Genomic DNA, 17,753 nt, shown 5'->3' with positions numbered 1-17,753 from the left:
GAAGCCCTCATGCCAAATACTCTCGGATTGATGCATGCGAGTGGCAAAAAGGTCTAATTTGATGCACCAGTGCAGCGACAACCTCCCATTTCCGCTGGATCGCGCGGCCCACTTTTGAATAGAATGCAGCAATTCAGCTGAATTTGACATCATCGGTCAAAATTCTAGGCTTCAACGTCGTCTCACGCACCCGCTCGCAATCCTGTTCAAGATCGCCCGCTGCGAATGCGGTAGAGTAGGCTGACACATCAAGGAGAAAGGGAGCGAAGAAGCGGTGCGGTACCACCTGATTGCGTTGTTCACGGTGTTCGTGTGGGGCATCACCTTCGTGTCCACGAAGGTGCTTCTGGCGGATTTCTCGCCCTTCTGGATTCTGCTCCTACGCTTCGCCGTGGGCTTTTTGGGCCTCTGCGCGCTGCGACCCCGCATCCTCACGCTGAAGGAGCGCCGCCATGAGCTGCTTTTCGTGGCTGCGGGGGCTACAGGCGTGGCCGCCTACTTTTTGATGGAGAACATTGCCCTGCAGTGGGCCACGGCCACCGCTGTAGGCGTCATCGTGGCCGCTGCTCCCCTGTTCACCGCTCTGTTCCAGGTCATCCTCGGTGATCGATCCGCCCTGAACGCCCGGTTCTTCCTCGGTTTCGTCGTGGCCATGATGGGCCTTTTCGCCGTGGGGCTTGGCAGCACCGGAACCGTAACACTGCTCTGTCTGGACGCCGCAAGCGTACTGGGTTACCTGCTTGCCTTAGGCGCGGCAGTGGTGTGGGCCATCTATTCATTGCTGGTCAAACGCATTGGCGATCTCGGCTATGAAACCGTAGCGGCCACCAAGCGCATTTTCCTCTGGGGCCTCGTCTTCATCGTACCCGTCACGTTGTTGTTCGGCGGCAGCATCCCCGCCGCAAGCAGCTTCGCCAATCCCGCTAACACGGCGAACCTGCTGTTCCTGGGCGCGGTGGCCTCGGCGGCCTGCTTCGTCACCTGGGGCGCTGCCGTCAAGCACCTGGGCGCTACCACCACAACAGCCTATATTTACCTGGTGCCCGCCATCACCGCCACCGCCTCGATTCTCATCCTCGGCGAGCCGCTGAACGCTCTTATCGTCAGCGGTATCGCCCTCACCATCGTCGGCCTGGCACTTTCGCAGAGCAAGAAAACGAAGAGGGCATCCGTGAGACGGCCAACCGTCTGACTCGTCTCATCCCAGTGCCCGCGAGACAACCAACCGCAGCGACGGAGGCCTGGTGCGCTTAGCCGAACACCTCGGCGGCGGCTACGACGCGCAGTAGCTCCTCGTTTACCTTGTCTCTTCCGTAGGCATCGAGGAAACGGGCGCGGTAGCGATCGGTTTTCAGATTGAAGGCAAAGGTCCAAACGCCCCAGAACAGATCGATATGGCGGTCTCCCACGCCCCCGCAGCCTACATCGATGAAACCGGACACCCTCCATGCGTTCAGCATGATGTTCGGCAGACAGTAGTCGCCGTGCAGCAGCACACGGCTCTGCAACTCGCCCCTCCCCTCTTCCAGCACGTCATGCGCCTCCTTAGCTGAGGAGAAAGCGAAGCCTCCCGTGAAGAGCGAGGCGTCAAAGCGTCCCGCACGATAGCCTTCTTCGGCAAAAGCAAGGTATTCGGCTGTGCGGTCTTGCACGGGACATGCGGAGAAGTCGTACTCGTGGAGCGCCCGCAACGCCGTGGCCGTCACGTCGCACAGCTGCTGCGGGTCGGCCAAATGCGTATCGCTTACCCCGTCTTCCCCCGGCACGGCCGCCGTAACCAGCCAATCGTCCTCGCCCGAAAGATACAGCAGCACTTCGGCGCCGAGGCCCAGTTCGTGAAAATAGCGCGCCATGGCCGCCTCGCGCGCCAGCGAACCCCTCGCAGCGCGCTTCACATAGCAGCCGCCTGCGCGCTCCACATAGTACACGCGAGCCTCGGGCGAGCAAGAGCTATCCCATACGGGAGCCTTGCCCACCAGCTCACGTACCTCCCATGGCACTTCGCCGGGAATAACCGCTAACAACTGCTTCTGCATACGCCCTCCCCAAGCACGGGTCTTCCTCTGCTGCGCTCGCACCTAACCGCCTTTGCCACGCCCGAGCACTTTCCTATAATAGCCTGATCCGCACCGGCCGCACGAAAGAGACAGCCATGTCCTACACCGAGAAAGAATTGAACGAGGCGCTACGCCAGATCGACTCCACGCTGCATAAACTACGCGAGACGAAGAAGACCCTGGAGGCCAAAGACGAGCCCGCGCGCTACAAGTCTCAGATTACCCTGGCAACGCGGCGTATCGAGGCCTTCGGCATCGCCCGCGACCTAATAGCACGCGAGATGGAACAGACGAACGAGAGCGAAATGGCCTGAGACGGTTGGCTGTCTCACGGCAGCGTGTCGGCTGCGGCTTCGATGTGGGCCATGAAGCGCTTGGCGGCTATGGGGAGGCGGCCCTCGTCCTTGTAGGCCAGCGCCAGAGTGCGGGTGATGGGCGGATCGGTGGGCCGCACCTCCAAGGGGTACGGGCACTTCTCCATGATGAGGTTGGCCAGCACGGTGACACCCAAACCCTCGTGCACCATGGCCATGATGGAGTAATCGTCGTGGATGGTGAATTTCACCTGCGGCTCAAGACCGCAAGCAGCGAAGGCTTCCAAGGGCTCGTAGTAGCCGCCCTCTTCCAGCAAGATGAACGGCTCGCGCGCCAGCTCTTCCAACGGCACCCGTTGCCGCCGCGCCAACGGATGGCCGGCGGGCAGCACCGCTGACATGGCCCCGGTCTTCAGTACGCGCGTCTGCAGCCCGGTGACCGCCGCCGGGTTCACGAAGCCGAAATCCACCAGACCGCTGCGAATCCATTCAGGAATGAGCGTGTAGTCGCCCTGATGGATGACGAAGCGCACGCCCGGGTGCTCCTCCTCGAAGGATCGGATGAGACTCGGCAGCCAATGGGCGGAAATACTGGCGATGGTGCCCATACGCACCACGCCCGTCTCCAGGCCATTGATGGCCGCCGCTCGCTCGGCCACAGCGCGCTGGGCGTTCAGCACCTGCTCCATCAGGGGAAACAACTCCTGGCCCTCCAGGGTAAGGCGGCTGCCCGTGCGCGTGCGGTCGATAAGCTTCAGGCCCAGCTCCGCTTCCAGCCCGGCTATCATCTGACTGAGTGCCGATTGGGTGTAGCCTAGATCTTGCGCCGCCTTCGAGAACTGCCCTCGCTCCACGATGCGCTTGAGCGCCTCGTACTTTCGCGTATCCACCGATGAGCCTCCCCTCATTATTAGAAAATCTGAACACCACATAAGATAGTTTCGTTTTACTAATGGTATCGCATCTTCGAGAATAAACCTCCGAAAGTTGACCAAGGAGGTTCCCGTGCAATCAAGACAACGTGCGCCGCAGCGCCAGAATGCGTCGATGGGCCTGGCGGCCGCCATCGGTTTCGGCCTGGTTGCCTGCGTGCTCTACGGCGTCGGCGCCGGCCTGCGAGGCGATATCGGCATTCTGCTCACACCGCTTTCAGAGCACTGCGGTCTGCCCTACGCCGACGTGAGCTTCTGCATCGCCGTGATGAACCTGGTGTTCGGGGCAGCCCAGCCGGCCTTCGGCTTGCTGGCGGCGCGGCGCTCCAATCGGTTCGTTCTGCTGTGCGGCACCGCTCTTTTGGCAGCCAGCCTGGTGGGCATGAGCGCTGCCCGCAACTTCTGGGCGCTCTTTTGCTCGCTGGGGCTCTTGTTCGGCCTGGGAGCCGGCGCCCTGGCCTTCGGACTCATCCTCAGTTCGGCCATGCGCCGCGTGGGGCCCGAGCGGGCCATGATGATCTCCGGCATGCTCAACGCCGCCGCCGGCCTGGGCGCCTTCGTCCTCTCCCCCACCATCCAGGGGCTCCTGGATGCCGGCGGCACCTCGTTCGCCCTCACCACGCTGCTTGTACCCGTGGCAGCGCTTGTGCCCATCGCCTTCGTGGTGACGAGCGCTGACGGGAGAAGTGATGCGCCCGAAGATTCGCAATCGCCCCGCACCGCCGACCAATCCAGCCCCGGCCTGTTCCGCCGCGCCTTCTCCAACCGCACGTTCCTACTGCTGGTGGCCGGGTTCAGCACTTGCGGGTTCCATATGGTCATCATCGAGTCCCATCTGTTCTCCCAATATCTCTCCTACGGCATCCCCGCCACCAGCGCCTCCTGGGCCTTCTCGCTCTACGGCATCGCCACCATCTTCGGCGCGCTTCTGTCCGGCTGGCTGTCGGTGAAGGTGCCGAAGGGGCGACTGCTTGTGTTCTACTACGGGTTTCGAGCCCTGTGGGTGCTGGCGTTCATTTTCCTCATGCCGAAGACGCTCGCCACGGCCATCTTGTTCAGCACTGGCCTTGGCCTCACCGGCGACGCCACCGTGTCCCCCACGGCGGGCCTCGTCAACCAGCAGTTCTCGCTGGCCGAGGCAGCTACCCTTATTGGCGTGCTGTTCTTCGGGCACCAGATCGGCGGCTTCCTCAGCGCGTGGCTCGGCGGGGTGCTCCTGGGAGCCACAGGCAGCTACACGGTGCTCTGGGTGCTGGACGCCGCACTGTGCGCCCTGGCTGCCCTCGCCTCGGCGAACATACGGAACCGATAGAAAGGCAGGTTCCGCATAAACCGAGGAGTTTGCGCCACCCCTTCCCGTCCTGTGCGTTAATGGGTTCAAGCAACGCGGAGAAGGAGAACCTATGGCCCTGCTTGATGATGCTCTCGGAAGCACCCGTTTCAGCGACAGCACTCCTATGCTCGATCTGGTGCGGCGGCATCGCGAGGAGATTGCCTCGCAGATGGTGGCGCGGCTTGCCGAAAGCGACGAGTTCGCGCAGATGATGGAGCGCAACTTCGGCCCCTACCAGCGGCTCATGACTTACTACGAATGCGCCATGATGGAGGTGGAGACGAAGTTTCGCGTACTGGACGCCGAATACGGCCTGCAGCACGACCGCAACCCCATCGAGTCCATCAAAACGCGCCTGAAGAGCACCGACAGTCTGGCGAAGAAGCTGGTGCGCAAGGGATTCCCTCTGTCAGTGGAGTCGGTGGAGCGCAACATCTACGACGTGGCCGGCGTGCGCGTGGTGTGCACCTTCCCCGAGGACATGTTCACCCTGGCCGAAGCCCTGCTGGCCCAAGACGACGCGACGCTTATCGAGCGGCGCGACTATGTGGCGAATCCCAAGCCGAGCGGATATCGCAGCCTGCACCTCATCATCGAGACCCCTATCTTCCTCCAAAAGGAGAAGCGCCTGGTGAAGGTGGAGGTGCAGCTGCGCACCATCTCCATGAACTTCTGGGCTTCGCTGGAACACCAGCTGCGCTACAAGAAGGACCTCGACGAAGAAACGGCCGCCGCCGTGGCCGCGGAGCTGGCCGACCTGGCCGAAGTGGCCGCCGACATGGACGCCCGCATGCAGGCCCTGCGCAACTATCTGGACGGAATGGAAGAGGAGTAGGCCAAACCCCTATCGCTCTTGCTTGCGGTTTCGACGACCCAGGAGCAACGCCGCACCGGCCGCCGCGCTTGCCAGAGCTGCCGTCCCAAGGGCCACCGCCCCCGCTACGGGAGCGGTATCGCCGGTCTGCAGAAGCGTCCTTTGTCCCCCAGCGGCAGAAGCACTCTTGGAGGTTGTCTGGCGCTGCTGCCCAGCGGTCTCCGAGGCACTCCCCGTACTCGCCGAACTTTCGTCCTCGTGAGTCGCGGGCTCATCCTCGGTGTTTGCGTCTGGCTCCGCCGGTGCTTCATTGCCCGGGTCAGCGCTGGGCGTACTCGGATCCGCCGCCTCGCTGTCATCCGTTGGCGGCGTCGGATCCGTCCCCGGATCAGTGCCAGGATCCACATGCGAGTCGGTCGAATCGCCATCGCCTGCCGGCGGCGTCGGATCAACGGGATCGGTATCTCCCGTTGACGGCGTCGGATCGGGATTCTGGGGCGCTGTTGGATCCTCGCTCGACGGGGCCGCCACCACGGCCAGCGAGTAATCGGGGATGCTGCCCGTGTAGTTTCCGATACCCTCGATATCCAGGGGATAGGTTCCTACTTGCGTGTGGTCTCCGGTGTAATGAACCACGTAATCAGTGCCTTCCACCAGCGAACGCCCATCGAGTGCTACCTGTATATCGGCTACTTGGGGCTTACCGTTGTAAGTCTTCTGGAAGGTGCCGCTCACCTCGGCGTCCGCCAGCGATTCAGGCAAAATGCACACGTCGTAGGTGCGCGCTATCCTGCAGCCCGCCTTCCCGAGGAGCATGGTGGTGATAGTCAGCTTGTAGTTGCCGGCATCCGTCGCTTCCTCCACCGTATTGCCGGCGCTATCGGTAATCACAATGGTGTAATCAGTCTTGCTCATATCCGTATTGAAGGCCAGCGGCTCTCCCTTATAGGTAACATCGAGGTTCTGGAAGGTATAAGGCTCGCCGGTGTAGGTAAGGTGCGACAGCGCCTCGGAGTCGGCCACCTCGATCGGCTGATAGGGAGGCCAATCGGTCTGCGCAGGCGAACCTGCGGGCAGGTTGTTCAAGAGAGGCGCATGCGCGGGCTCAATAGTCCATACATTGGTGCTCCAAGTATCCATGGGCTCCGGCACGACCGCAGCATCGTAGAGCTGGCAACGGCCGATTTCCTCTCCGTTCTGACTACTGACGCCGCCTGTCACAACCTCGGATCCATTCAGCAGCATATGGCGCCAAGTGTAGTTCCATGATGGCTTGTTGATGCCGTCATCCGAACCGCCCCATACCGCGCCCGCATGCACCGCGTCATCCGCGTTGGCTCCTCCTGTTACGCTATCCAGAATAATGGCATTGAAGGAGGGGGTGGCGCCTCTGTTCTTGCTGGCGCCGGTGACCGCGTATCCGACGATGCCACCCGCATAACCGCTCGTCGCGTCCGTCGCCGTCACGGTTCCCTGGAGAAGATTATCGTCGATAGTGGTGGACATGCCCGCACTTCCCGCATCGTTATAGCCGAGCACACCACCGACATCGGTCGTCCCCGTGACATCGGCCTGAATACGGCAATTGCTTATTGTGAGGTCGGACGACGAGCGCTGCTGATCGCCAGAGGCAGATCCGATGACTCCACCGACTTTTGCGCCTCCCGCAATGGTGCCCTCGACGTATGAGGCAGACACAGAAAAAGCGGACTCGCTCCTCAACGCTCCCTCTACCGAGCCAACAAGACCGCCAACATTGTCGCCGGCTGCCGTGATAGTGCCCGTCCAGGTGCAGGAGGTAAGCCAAGGGGCAGGAGCCAAACCCACAATGCCGCCCACGTTGGCATTGCCGGAGGCGGTGGATGTGATGGAGCAGTCGGCCAGACACGACGAGATGGGCACATGGGCCTGCACGTTGCCCGCGATACCGCCGATATTGGCGTGGGTGCCCCCATTCACCGTGCCCCGGGCGGTGCATTGGGCAACAACGCCGTCCAAATTGGAGCCCACGCCGTCCACGACACTGCCGACAATCATGCCCGCATTATCGGCCCGGGCGTTCACCGTGCCTTCGACGGTCAGATTCTTTATGTGCGCAAGATCGCTCACGCACGCGAAGAGCCCCTGGTCGAGCGTGAGCCCGCTCAACGTGTGTCCGGCGCCGTCGAACGTGGCGCTGAACGGCGTAGCGGTGGTGGGATCTGAATTGCTGCCCACACCGCGGAAGTCATTCCAACCCGACGAGATGTCGTCGGTCAGCTTGAAGTACTCGTCTTTGAACCCGTTGCCTCTCTCAACCGCCTCGTCCAGCGCGGCGAGATCATCCACCGTGCTGATAAGGAACGGGTCGTCCTCAGTGCCGCTGCCGCCCGAGAACGTAGGATTAGCTGCGTCTGCCAAAGCCGTCGCGGGAACAAACATCGCCATCATCAGCACCGTGAGGATGGTGGCGATTATTTTCGTCGATCGCATGATCAGTCATCTCCTTCAAGAGCTCTGTGATGACTTGATTATGCGCAAGCTAATATAATGATCCACGGGCAATAAAACTCTGACAATTCCCAGTTGATACCGCGATTCCAATTGGTCAAAAACTGAGACAGCCAACCGTCTCACAGGGCGTCCTGCAACGCAGTTCTGTTTTCTCGTTGCGCAGGGGGCGCGATGCGCTATACTGTTCAGGCTACATTTTGCGGGTGTAGTTCAATGGTAGAACTCCAGCCTTCCAAGCTGATAACGCGGGTTCGATTCCCGTCACCCGCTCCAGAAAACCTCGCAACTCCGTCAATCTGGCGGAGTTGTTTTTGTTTCAGCGCCGCACGAAGCGTCAACCCGAGGACGCGAAATCGCCCCCTATCGCCCCACCCCTCTTCCGGCGTTCGGTTTTTTCCATAACCGCTCTTGTGGAATTCTTCTTGACGTCCTGTCATATTGTCTACTTATTCACTAGACTTTGACTGCCCTACAAGTTAGTACGAAAGGACGATCATGCCCTCGGTTTCCCACGAGAACGTCTCTTCCCCGCAAAAGACCGGACATCCCCTCCTGCGGCCCCTGCCCTTGGCAGCTATCGTCATCGCTCTTGCTGCCGTCGTAAGCGTCGCTTTGCCGCTCGCAAACGGAGGCACCGCGCCTGCTGATCTGACCGCTTCCGAAGCCTCAGCTGCTCCTAAGACGGCCACCACCGCGTCGAACTCGGCCGCTGCCTCCCCGTCGACTGAGGGCGACCCGAGCGCCATCGTGCTCCAGCCCGTCAACGGCACCGTCTCCATCGACACCTCAACGCTCTCCCATACTCCTCAGTTCTTCGATTACGATGCCAACGGCACCACCGTCGAGTTTATGGCTCTCAAAGCCTCCGACGGCACAACTCGGGCAGCCCTCAACACCTGCCAGGTCTGCAATGGATCGCCCTACGCGTACTTCGTGGAAACCGCCGACGGCCTCCAATGCCAAAACTGCGGAAGCGTCTTCTCCCTCGATCAGGTAGGCATTGCCAGCGGCGGTTGCAATCCAGCGCCCATCAGCGCCTCTTCTTTTACGGAATCCGATGGCGTTCTTTCATTCGACACCTCAGTGCTCGACGGCTTCGTCAGCGCCTTCAATAATTGGAAGAACTTCTAAGCCATGACAGCGTCTTTCGCCCCCGCGGCGTCGAAAAACTCCAAAAGCATTGTCGTCTCCGTCGAAGGAATGATGTGCACAGCCTGCGAGAATACCGTTGAACAGGCCCTCACCGCCCTTGAGGGCGTGCATGAGGCTCATGCGGACACGGCCTCGAAAACAGCGCACATCACCTACAGCGCCCCCTGCACGCTTGCCGACATCCATGGCGCCATCGAGAAAGCCGGCTACACTATCGCCGTTCCCACGCGCTCCTCCCGAACCAACCTGCTGGCAGTGGTTGTCATCGTTGCAGGCCTTATGGTCATCGCCCATCAACTGGGTCTCGGCGCCATCTTCCAGGCTGTGCCGCTGGTTGATGCCGAAGAGACCGGCTTCGTCGCCCTCTTTCTGCTGGGCGTGGCAACCTCGGTCCACTGCGTTGCCATGTGCGGTGGCATCAATTTGGCTCAGAGCATTTCGGCTGTCGAGAAGGCTCCCTCGTCGACCGCGCCTTCTCGACGACGCACATGGGGGCACTGCGGACTATCGAGCCTGGCCTACAACGCTGGCCGCTTAGCAAGCTACACCGCCGTGGGAGCCCTTCTGGGCCTCCTGGGCTCGGCTCTCGTCATCGCCGTGCCTGTCAAGGGGGCCGTTGCCTCCCTTGCCGGCATTGCCATGGTGGTTATGGGTCTCTCCTTCGCTCTGGGAGTCTCCCCTTTTCGCAAGCTTGAGCCCCTGCTCCCCCGTCAACTTGCCCGCCGCATGGCCGCCCTGGCTCGCGGATTCCGCTCGCGAGGCCCCTTCGCTTTGGGCCTTGCGAACGGGTTCATGCCCTGCGGCCCGCTGCAGGCCATGCAGCTCTACGCCGTCTCGACCGGCAGTCCCGTCGAAGGGGCCCTCTCGCTCTTTTTCTTCTGTCTGGGCACCATCCCCCTCGTCCTCGTCGTCGGCATCGCCGCCTCCGCCCTTAAGAGCCAAGCACGGCGCCTCATGATGCAGGCCGGGGGCATTTTGCTGGTGGCCTTTGGTCTTTTCATGGCCGGCAACGGCCTGGCGCTCTCGGGCCTTAACCTGCCGGCAACTCCGACGGTTTCCCTGGCAGCTACCGGCACCGAGGCCCCCGAAGGCGTTCAGGTGGCCGCCGTGCAGGGAGACGCCCAGTATCTAACAACCCACGTGCAGCCCGGCAGCTACGAAGATGTGCAGGTTAAGGCAGATATTCCTGTCACCTGGACTTTTATTGCCGAGGAAGCCGCCCTCAATGGCTGCAACAGCGAGATACTTATCACGCCTTTCGACATTGATCTGCCTTTGACGGCGGGCAGCAACACCGTCACGTTCACGCCCACCGAGCCGGGCACCTACACCTACAGTTGTTGGATGGGCATGATTCGCAACACCATCACCGTCGTGTAGGGGGCTTTGCCCTGGGAGAAGGAAACTGCGAACAGGCACGCTCCGCGCGCGATCCCTGCCGCGTTCTCCCCTTCTTGCCCCGTCTTCGCCCGCTGCGCCCCTCGTTAAAATAAAAAGGCCAGAGGACTTTACCCCTCTGGCCTGCAATTCCCTGGTGCGCCCAGCAGGAATCGAACCTGCAACCGTCGGATTAGAAGTCCGATGCTCTATCCGTTGAGCCATGGGCGCCTGTGGTCGAGCCGTCTCGACGGTTTGCCATTATAGCGCATCGCCGCCCTTCGCGGACGCAGCGCGCTCTCGGACGGCGATCCTCCTTCTCCGGCCAACGTGCCACGGGCCGCACCTGTGATCAGCACGGTCCGCAGCAGGGGCTTACACCCACCGCTCGCGCATGAAGGCCCATTGGGCGTCCCGAACGGCCTCGAGGGCGGCCAAGTCCGCCTCATCATCGGCGCTGAAACGGCCCTGACGACGCAGATAGGGCTCGATAGGCTTGAACTGCTTCGGGTTGCGATTCAGGCGGAACACGCCGCCGGGAACGCCGCTTACCGCGTCGCCCTCGTACTCGGCCAGGTACCACAGGCCCGTGTCCACAATCTCCTTCGCCACATCCACCATGTCGGCGCTGGGGAAGCCCCACCCCACCGGGCACGGCGCCATCACGTGGATAAAGCGGGTTCCCTTGATGTCGCGAGCGCGCTCCACCTTCTTGATGAAGTCGTTCAGATAGCCCACACTCGCCGTGGCAGCATAGGGAATATGATGGGCGGCCACAATCTCGAAAAGGCTCTTCTTGTTGGTGAGGCAGCCGTGGGCGTTCTTACCCGCCGGCGTGGTAGTGGTGGATGCGCCCCGCGGCGTGAGGCTCGACTTCTGAATGCCCGTGTTCATGTAGGCCTCGTTGTCGTAGCAGATATAGAGCACGTCGTCGTTGCGATCGATGGCGCCGGACAGCGCCTGCAGCCCGATGTCAGCCGTGCCGCCGTCACCGGCGAAGCCCACCACGGTGCACTCCTCGGGCTTTTTCCCCTGAGCACGCAAGCCTGCCTCAATGCCCGAAAGCACCGAGGCCGTGGCGGCGAAGGGCGTGATCATGGCGTTGTTGCCGAAGGCCAGCTGCGGGAAGTTGAAACCCGTGGCACTCATACAGCCGGCGGGCAGCGCGGCCACGGCTTGCGGTCCCAGCACCTTCAGCGCCTGGCGCACCACCAGGGCACCGCCGCAGCCCGGACAGGCCTTATGACCGTAGAAGAATTCCTCGTCGGTAATGGTACGGGCGTTGACGCTCATCGCGCACCTCCTTCCGTTGCCGACGCCGAAACAACCTGCGCGTCGTCGATGCCTAGGAACCGCACGGGGTCGGCCAGGCGCTCCTGAGTGCCGGCCAGCTGCTCCAAGGCGGCAAAGGCGTCCTCCATCTGGGCGCGGGAGATATCGTCGCCGCCCAAGCCCCCAATGAAGTTCAGAGCCGGCGGACAAGCCCCGTGCCGGGCCAAGGCCGACAGAACATTGGTGAACACGGTGCCCTCGGCGCCGAAGGAGATATCCTGCTCCAGCACGCCCACGGCGCGCACGCCGGCCAGGGCCTGCGCAATCAGGCGGTCGGGCATCGGGCGCAGATAGCGGATGCGCAGCATGCCGGCGCGCTTCCCCGCCGCCCGCAGGCCGTCTACCACATCGCGAGCCAAACCCGCCGCCGAGCCCAGCGTGACCAGCACGAACTCCGCGTCGTCGCACTGGTAGGTCTCAACCATGCCCGGATACTGACGCCCCACGGTTTCCGCAAACCGCGCCTCCACTTCCGCAACGACCGCTTCCGCCGCGCGCATGTCGCGGTGGTGCTGGTACTGGTAGAAGCGGTTGTACTCGGGACCGGCGGAGTAACCGATGTTCTTCGGGGCGCCGAAGTCGAACTGATTGTCAGTGCGATACGGCGGCAGGAAGGCATCGGCCTCCTCGGCCGTGGGAATTTCCACCGACTCGTAGGTATGGGTAAGCGCGAAGCCGTCCACATTCACCATCACTGGCAGCGACACGCGCTCGTCCTCGGCCACGGCATAGGCCATGAGCGCCAGATCCAGCGCCTCCTGGTTGTTCTCGGCATACACCTGAATCCAGCCGTGGTCCAAAAGCGACAGCGAGTCGCGCTGGTCGCCGTAGATGTTCCACGGCAGCGCCAGTGCGCGGTTGGCGTTCATCATCACAATGGGGAACCGGCCTCCCGAGGCATAGGTCAGACACTCGGCCATGTACAGCAGACCCTGGGAAGATGTGGCCGTAAAGGTGCGCGCACCCGTGGCCGCCGCGCCGATGGCCGCCGACAGGGCCGTGTGCTCGCTTTCCACGTGCAGGTACTCGCAATCCAGCGAGCCCTCTTCCACCATCACCGAAAGCGCTTCCACCACGGTAGTTTGGGGCGTAATGGGGTACGCGCTGATCACCTGGGGACGCGCCAGGCGCACGCCCTCGGCAAAGGCCTCGTTGCCCGAAAGAAACTTCCGCATCTATGCCACCTCCCCAACGGGTCCGTCGACGGACGGCAGTCCCGCGGCTGTTTCCTCGTCAACGGGGGCACCCTCGTTCTCACCGGCATGCTCGTCCACCATGGCAATGCAGTCGGCGGGACACACCTTGGCGCACACCCCGCAGCCCTTGCAGAAATCGTAGTCGATGGCCACGGCCGTGAGCACGCCCTCTTCGTCGCGCACCTTGAACACGGTGCCGTCGGGGCAGTACATGTAGCAGTTCAGGCAGAGCGTGCACTGCACCGGGTCGATAAGGGGCTTCTCGCTACGCCAACCGGCATTGATCGAGGTCAGGAAGCCGGCGGTATAGCAAGTGCTGCGCGCGTACTCCTCGGGCGGTGTTGACAGCCCGTCGCGCAGAAACGGCGTGAAGGGCCGTCGCGGGCTAGAAATCGCGTCCATTGGCACTCCTCTCCTCTCCGTCGGCCAGGGAATCGCCCTCGACCAGAATCTCGGCAGCCAAGTTGAACAGCGGGTCCTTTTCATTCAGGGACTGGGTGACCTCCACGGCCGGCTGCTCGCCCTCGACGAACGAGCGCGCGCCCGCAATTTCCCGCTCGGCCACCTGCCCGTAAGCTGCCTCCACAATGGCCAGATTCTTCTCGTGAAGCTTGGCCGGCATGGTGGCGCAGATGCCCTCCTGAATGTCAGCCAAGTTAACTACGTCGGTCAGGGCCGGAATGACGCCCAGGAACACAGTGTTGGGAATGGGGCGCTTCAGCACCGCTTGGGAAATGCCGTCGGCGTCCACCGCCACGATGCGCGGATCATCGATGGCGCGGCGCGTATTCAACAGCACGAGACCGCCCTCTTTCAGCTCGGATTCCCAACCGTCCTCCAGCAGCGTCTCATCCAGATACACCACGAAATCGGCCTTCTGCACCGCGCTGCGGTCGCCGATGGGCGCGTCCGAGATCTTCGTGAAGGCCCGCATGGGCGCGCCGCGCCGCTCGGGACCGAACGTGGGAAACGCCAGCGCCGAGTGCCCCGCGGAAAGCGCCGCCGCGGCCCCCAGGCACCGAGCCGCCGTAAAGGCGCCCTGACCCCCGCGGGCATGCCAAATAACTTCCACCATAGGTTTGTCCTTTGTAATTGCCCTTTAAAACGCGCGCCGCTCAAGCGCACCACGTTCAGTATAGTTGACCGCACAGCCTGCGGGGCTCCCCAATGGACGAAAGGCGACCAGGCCTAGTAGCCGCACCGATGCACGGCAATTTGCAGCAGCGCCGTCCACAGCAGCAACGGCGGCCAGGTGCTGAGGCGCTCAATGCCCTGGCCCACGGCGCGGGCCAGAGGCCCCAAGTGCCGCTCGGCGAACACGGTGCGGCGACGCTTCCAGACAAGCGCCTGGGCACCGTTGCCCTCGCGCCCGAAAGCAAGCTCCTGGCCCAGCACCGCAGCAAGAAAGTCCAGCTCAGTGGGAAGAGCATCGGACCCCTCCACCACTCCGACGCGCAGCTTCAGGCCGGCGGCACGGTAACTCTGCGCCACGCTGGCCGACTCCCCCAGACGCGCCTCGGGCTCGGCGGGATCGCGACGCACCCAGCGCCGGCCCTCCAGCGGCACGGGGGCCTCGGGGCGATAGCACAGGCGCGTCAGCTCGCGGCGCATCGTCTGGCCCCGCTCATCGGCGGGCTTGGCGGCCCAGGCCAGAGCCTGGGAAGCCCGCTGCTCCAAGAGGGCGTCGGGCGCCTGGATACGAGCAGCCAAGCCCATGAGAAACTGCACCGACTCGCCGTCGGTGAACACCCGGGCCTCCTCGACGGAGGGATAGGAGAACAGGCGCGCCAAACTGGAGGCCAGAAGGCGCAGGGCCTCCAGTTCCTCCTCGTCGGCCGGGCCGAAATCAAGCAGCGCCTCGTCTACCATGGGCGCCCCTAGGAGAACAGGTACAGGACGTACTGCAACAGCTTACCCAGGGCCGTGCGCTCCGGCACGGACAATGCCTCCCACTTCTCGGCCTGAGCAGCCGCCAAGCGCTGGGTGAAGTCGGTGATGCGCTGGAACCCTGCCTCGGTGCAGCCCAGGACATCGCCCTCAAGAACCAGCCCGCGGTCGCGCAAGCCCTCCATCTGCACGTCTAGAAAACGCTCGGACAGCCCCAGGTCCTCGGCCCGCGTCCCCGCGGAAAGCCCCGGACGACTGACGCACACCCGGCCCAGCACCACCACCTGCAGCGACGTCATGCCGAACCGCGCGGCAATGAGCACCACCCGATGCCAGAATGCGACCAGCTGACGCAACACCGGCGCCGGGAACAGGCCCGCGGCCGCGGCAGGATGCCCCACAGCCCGGGCGTAGCCGTAGCCCAATTCGACCAGTTGATCGAAGCTCTCCTCCGTCAAGCCCGGAAACGTCTCCACCATCCGGGCCCCGAGCGCACGATCGATCAGCGCCGAGCGCTCCGCCCCCTTGGCCGTGGCGCACAGGGCCAGGGCGCGGCGGTCCTCGGCGCTGCGCCCCAGCGCCGCCAGCTCACGCTCGGCCAGGGGCCGAACGAACGGCGCCGTCCCCTCGGCGGCCTCGGCGCAGAACCCGTAGTCCTCGCGCAGCTTCCGCAGGGAAAGGCCTTGGCTGCGGGCGGTCACATCAGCCAGCACGGCCGCGCCGGGCAAGTCAAGGTCGCTCGCCCTGCGGCAGGCATCGTCCATCAGCTCGTACAGCCGATGCAGCACCGCCACGGTGGCGGGATCGGACAACCGGGCCGGAGTCGCGCTCATGGCCGCTCCCCCTCTCCGTTGACCTTGGGGGCATCATCCCGGGCTTCGGGCACGACCTCCCAGGCCCGACCGCCCTCGCGCGCAGAGCGCTCAGCGGGCGATTCCACGCCCAGTTGGGCCCGGATGCGCGACACCAGACTGGGGCGCGCCGCCTCGGCGGCGCAGGGCGGGCACAAACGGTCGTCGGCGCCGCTCAGCACGGGCATGCCGCAGCGCTCGCAGCGGTGGGCGTCGCGCGAGAAGCACTCCACTCCCTGGAAGGGGTGAGCGAACGCACGGTAGTCGCGGGAAAGCGCGCCCTCGGGGCACACCGCCAGACACAGCCCGCAGTTCACGCAGGTGCCGGGCACGAACACGTGGGAGAACACGCCATCCTCGAGGTAATGGCTGATGGAGCCCGTGGGGCACATCTGCATGCACACACCGCAGGCCCGGCACTTCTCAGGGTCGGCCACCAGCTCGGGCCACGCGAAGTCGCAGGCTCCCGAGGCGGAAAATCCCTGGCGCGTCCACAGCTCGGCCGCACGGCGGCGCCAAACGGGCACGTGCTTGCTGCGCTGACGCAGGGCCAGCGGCGAGCGCTTCTTCGCCGGCGACGCCTGGCGACGCACCCCGCCGAACAGCGCGCGAATGCTGGCTCGGGCCGAGGGCGCTGCCAAAGGCGAATCTCCCTGGGGCACGGTCAAGCGCGGCAGGAACAGCGGCGCCGACTCCGTAAGGTTCGCCGAGGCGCGCACGCCGTGCAGCATGCGGAAAGCGGCCGTCACGTTGGCCTCGAAGGTGGGGCGCAAGCGCGCGAACAGGCCGCAGCTCTCGCAGCGCTCGGTGCGCAGCTCACAAGGACGGGAGAGGGCCAGTTCGAACAGGACGCCGGGGCTCAGCGAAGCCAGGCAGGCGCCCAACTGGTAGGTGCGCGGCCCCTGGCCGAGGGCCTCCAGTTGCCCGTAGGGCAGAAAGCACCGCAGACTCACCGGCTCCTCGCCTTTAATGCGGTTCACCAGCTGACGCTCGGTGAAACTGGGGGACTCGAACACCTCCAGGGGACACGCCGTCAGGCACTGGCCGCACTGCATACAGCGCGCCGGGTTGATGACGGGCGCACCGCCGGGCCCCTCGAGCCGCAGAGCGGTGCCAGGGCACGAGTCGGCGCACAACGAACAGGCGCTGCCCACGCTGCGCGCGTGCAGGCAGCGCTCGCCGTGCAGCTCGATGACGATCTTGTTCGTGCGGTCGCCGGTGGCCATGCCCCTCCCCTCTCCAACGCGGCCGATGCACCCTATGATAGCGAAGCCGGGGCTTCGGCGCACGGGCCGCGCCCGCCGCTGCCAGCCCCGCGCGCTACAAGGCTTCGACCAGCTTTTTCTGCAGTTGGGCCAAGGCGCGGTAATAGGGAATGCGCGACTGTTCGATTACCTGGTCGCTGAATCCGGGCACCCACTGGCGCATATGCTCGTCCACGAACTCCGTCAGCTTCTCCTCGGCCGACAGCCCGTGCTCGGCCAGATAGGCCGGGTCTTCGGCCAGAATGCTGCAGAAGTACCACTCGTTGTCGATCATATCCACACTGTCGTTGTAGCCTGCGGGCCGCACCACACCGCAAGCGCGCATGAAGTCCTGCACGCCGGTAGAGATGTCGTTGATCATGTAGAACACCGTGTCCTGCCCGTTGGCCTTCTTGCGCCACGGCCCCTCCGTGTGCTCGATCAGGTGATCAACCAGGAACAGCCGTGTGTACTCGCAGCGAATCTCGTGGAGCACCTCTTCGGCATCGCGCCCCTCGTAGGCAGCCATGGCCTCGACAAAGGCCGTGGCATCTGCCTCGTCAAGTTCGAGCGCCCGCCACGTTTCCCCTACCTCACGGGCGAAAGTGCCCTCGGTCATCAGCCGTGCTCGCTCGAGGGTGGGCGCAGCAAAGCCCACAGACAGCAGCGAGAACATATTCGAAAGGTTGGTAGCCACAGCGGCCTCCTTCACAACAATGCACCGACCGGCGAAAAACCGACGCGCGCATCGACCCGGTTCGGTCGATGCGC

Annotated in this window: 17 protein-coding genes and 2 tRNA genes; 7 read left to right on the top strand and 12 right to left on the bottom strand. The window is 63.7% G+C overall.

Annotated features, from left to right (window positions below; all coding sequences use genetic code 11):
- The first annotated feature begins 274 nt into the window (after positions 1 to 274).
- A complete protein-coding gene (locus PZH32_RS08145) occupies positions 275 to 1,192 on the top strand; it encodes a DMT family transporter (RefSeq protein WP_275207453.1) in 918 nt (305 codons plus the stop codon).
- Positions 1,193 to 1,250: 58 nt separating this feature from the next.
- Here the strand turns inward: PZH32_RS08145 and PZH32_RS08140 are convergent, their stop codons facing one another.
- Entirely contained in the window at positions 1,251 to 2,036 is a 786-nt protein-coding gene (locus PZH32_RS08140; protein WP_275207452.1) for an aminoglycoside 3'-phosphotransferase, read from the bottom strand.
- A gap of 116 nt (positions 2,037 to 2,152) precedes the next feature.
- Between PZH32_RS08140 and PZH32_RS08135 the strand changes: the two genes are divergently transcribed.
- Positions 2,153 to 2,371: a hypothetical protein gene (locus tag PZH32_RS08135; protein ID WP_275207451.1), complete on the top strand. Its 219-nt coding sequence runs from the start codon at positions 2,153 to 2,155 to the stop codon at positions 2,369 to 2,371.
- A gap of 14 nt (positions 2,372 to 2,385) precedes the next feature.
- Here PZH32_RS08135 and PZH32_RS08130 read toward each other — a convergent pair whose 3' ends face one another.
- The gene (locus PZH32_RS08130) at positions 2,386 to 3,261 is read right to left on the bottom strand and encodes a LysR family transcriptional regulator (protein WP_275207450.1); all 876 of its coding nucleotides are present in this window, start codon (positions 3,259 to 3,261) and stop codon (positions 2,386 to 2,388) included.
- A gap of 115 nt (positions 3,262 to 3,376) precedes the next feature.
- Here PZH32_RS08130 and PZH32_RS08125 point away from each other — a divergent pair, with 115 nt between their 5' ends.
- A complete protein-coding gene (locus PZH32_RS08125; protein WP_275207449.1) occupies positions 3,377 to 4,615 on the top strand; it encodes an MFS transporter in 1,239 nt (412 codons plus the stop codon).
- 91 nt (positions 4,616 to 4,706) lie between these two features.
- Positions 4,707 to 5,471: a GTP pyrophosphokinase gene (locus PZH32_RS08120; protein WP_275207448.1), complete on the top strand. Its 765-nt coding sequence runs from the start codon at positions 4,707 to 4,709 to the stop codon at positions 5,469 to 5,471.
- 9 nt (positions 5,472 to 5,480) lie between these two features.
- Here PZH32_RS08120 and PZH32_RS08115 read toward each other — a convergent pair whose 3' ends face one another.
- Positions 5,481 to 7,922: a hypothetical protein gene (locus tag PZH32_RS08115; protein ID WP_275207447.1), complete on the bottom strand. Its 2,442-nt coding sequence runs from the start codon at positions 7,920 to 7,922 to the stop codon at positions 5,481 to 5,483.
- Positions 7,923 to 8,142: 220 nt separating this feature from the next.
- Here PZH32_RS08115 and PZH32_RS08110 point away from each other — a divergent pair.
- The 3 genes from PZH32_RS08110 (at position 8,143) to PZH32_RS08100 (ending at position 10,475) form a co-directional block, all read left to right on the top strand.
- Positions 8,143 to 8,216, top strand: a tRNA-Gly gene (locus PZH32_RS08110).
- 222 nt (positions 8,217 to 8,438) lie between these two features.
- Positions 8,439 to 9,074 carry a DUF2318 domain-containing protein gene (locus PZH32_RS08105; protein WP_275207445.1) on the top strand — a complete coding sequence of 212 codons (636 nt, stop codon included), beginning with the start codon at positions 8,439 to 8,441 and terminating at the stop codon, positions 9,072 to 9,074.
- A 3-nt stretch (positions 9,075 to 9,077) separates the two neighbouring features.
- Positions 9,078 to 10,475 (top strand): sulfite exporter TauE/SafE family protein, encoded by a 1,398-nt coding sequence (locus PZH32_RS08100; protein ID WP_275207443.1) that lies wholly within the window; start codon positions 9,078 to 9,080, stop codon positions 10,473 to 10,475.
- Between the two features lie 152 nt (positions 10,476 to 10,627).
- Here PZH32_RS08100 and PZH32_RS08095 read toward each other — a convergent pair.
- The 9 genes from PZH32_RS08095 to PZH32_RS08055 all read right to left on the bottom strand — a co-directional run bounded on the left by PZH32_RS08095 (position 10,628) and on the right by PZH32_RS08055 (position 17,679).
- Positions 10,628 to 10,703 (bottom strand) — tRNA-Arg (locus tag PZH32_RS08095).
- 144 nt (positions 10,704 to 10,847) lie between these two features.
- Positions 10,848 to 11,765, bottom strand: coding sequence for a thiamine pyrophosphate-dependent enzyme (locus tag PZH32_RS08090; RefSeq protein WP_275207442.1), 918 nt, complete (start codon positions 11,763 to 11,765; stop codon positions 10,848 to 10,850).
- Positions 11,762 to 12,979, bottom strand: coding sequence for a pyruvate ferredoxin oxidoreductase (gene porA, locus PZH32_RS08085; RefSeq protein ID WP_275207441.1), 1,218 nt, complete (start codon positions 12,977 to 12,979; stop codon positions 11,762 to 11,764). Before porA ends, PZH32_RS08090 begins: the two co-directional genes overlap by 4 nt.
- Positions 12,980 to 13,402 carry a 4Fe-4S dicluster domain-containing protein gene (locus PZH32_RS08080; protein ID WP_275207439.1) on the bottom strand — a complete coding sequence of 141 codons (423 nt, stop codon included), beginning with the start codon at positions 13,400 to 13,402 and terminating at the stop codon, positions 12,980 to 12,982.
- Complete coding sequence (locus PZH32_RS08075; protein ID WP_275207437.1) at positions 13,386 to 14,075, bottom strand: 2-oxoacid:acceptor oxidoreductase family protein; 690 nt, start codon at positions 14,073 to 14,075, stop codon at positions 13,386 to 13,388. Before PZH32_RS08075 ends, PZH32_RS08080 begins: the two co-directional genes overlap by 17 nt.
- Before the next feature lie 113 nt (positions 14,076 to 14,188).
- Positions 14,189 to 14,869 carry a molecular chaperone TorD family protein gene (locus PZH32_RS08070; RefSeq protein ID WP_275207436.1) on the bottom strand — a complete coding sequence of 227 codons (681 nt, stop codon included), beginning with the start codon at positions 14,867 to 14,869 and terminating at the stop codon, positions 14,189 to 14,191.
- Between the two features lie 8 nt (positions 14,870 to 14,877).
- On the bottom strand, positions 14,878 to 15,720 hold the full coding sequence (locus PZH32_RS08065) for a hypothetical protein (protein ID WP_275207435.1): 843 nt from the start codon (positions 15,718 to 15,720) through the stop codon (positions 14,878 to 14,880).
- Positions 15,717 to 16,964, bottom strand: coding sequence for a 4Fe-4S binding protein (locus tag PZH32_RS08060; protein WP_275207434.1), 1,248 nt, complete (start codon positions 16,962 to 16,964; stop codon positions 15,717 to 15,719). Before PZH32_RS08060 ends, PZH32_RS08065 begins: the two co-directional genes overlap by 4 nt.
- Before the next feature lie 94 nt (positions 16,965 to 17,058).
- Complete coding sequence (locus PZH32_RS08055; protein ID WP_275207433.1) at positions 17,059 to 17,679, bottom strand: TorD/DmsD family molecular chaperone; 621 nt, start codon at positions 17,677 to 17,679, stop codon at positions 17,059 to 17,061.
- Positions 17,680 to 17,753 lie beyond the last annotated feature (74 nt).

Origin of the sequence: Adlercreutzia equolifaciens (genome assembly GCF_029076695.1) — a bacterium.
In the GTDB taxonomy this organism is placed as follows: domain Bacteria; phylum Actinomycetota; class Coriobacteriia; order Coriobacteriales; family Eggerthellaceae; genus Adlercreutzia; species Adlercreutzia equolifaciens_A.
This window is presented reverse-complemented; position numbering and strand designations above follow the sequence as displayed.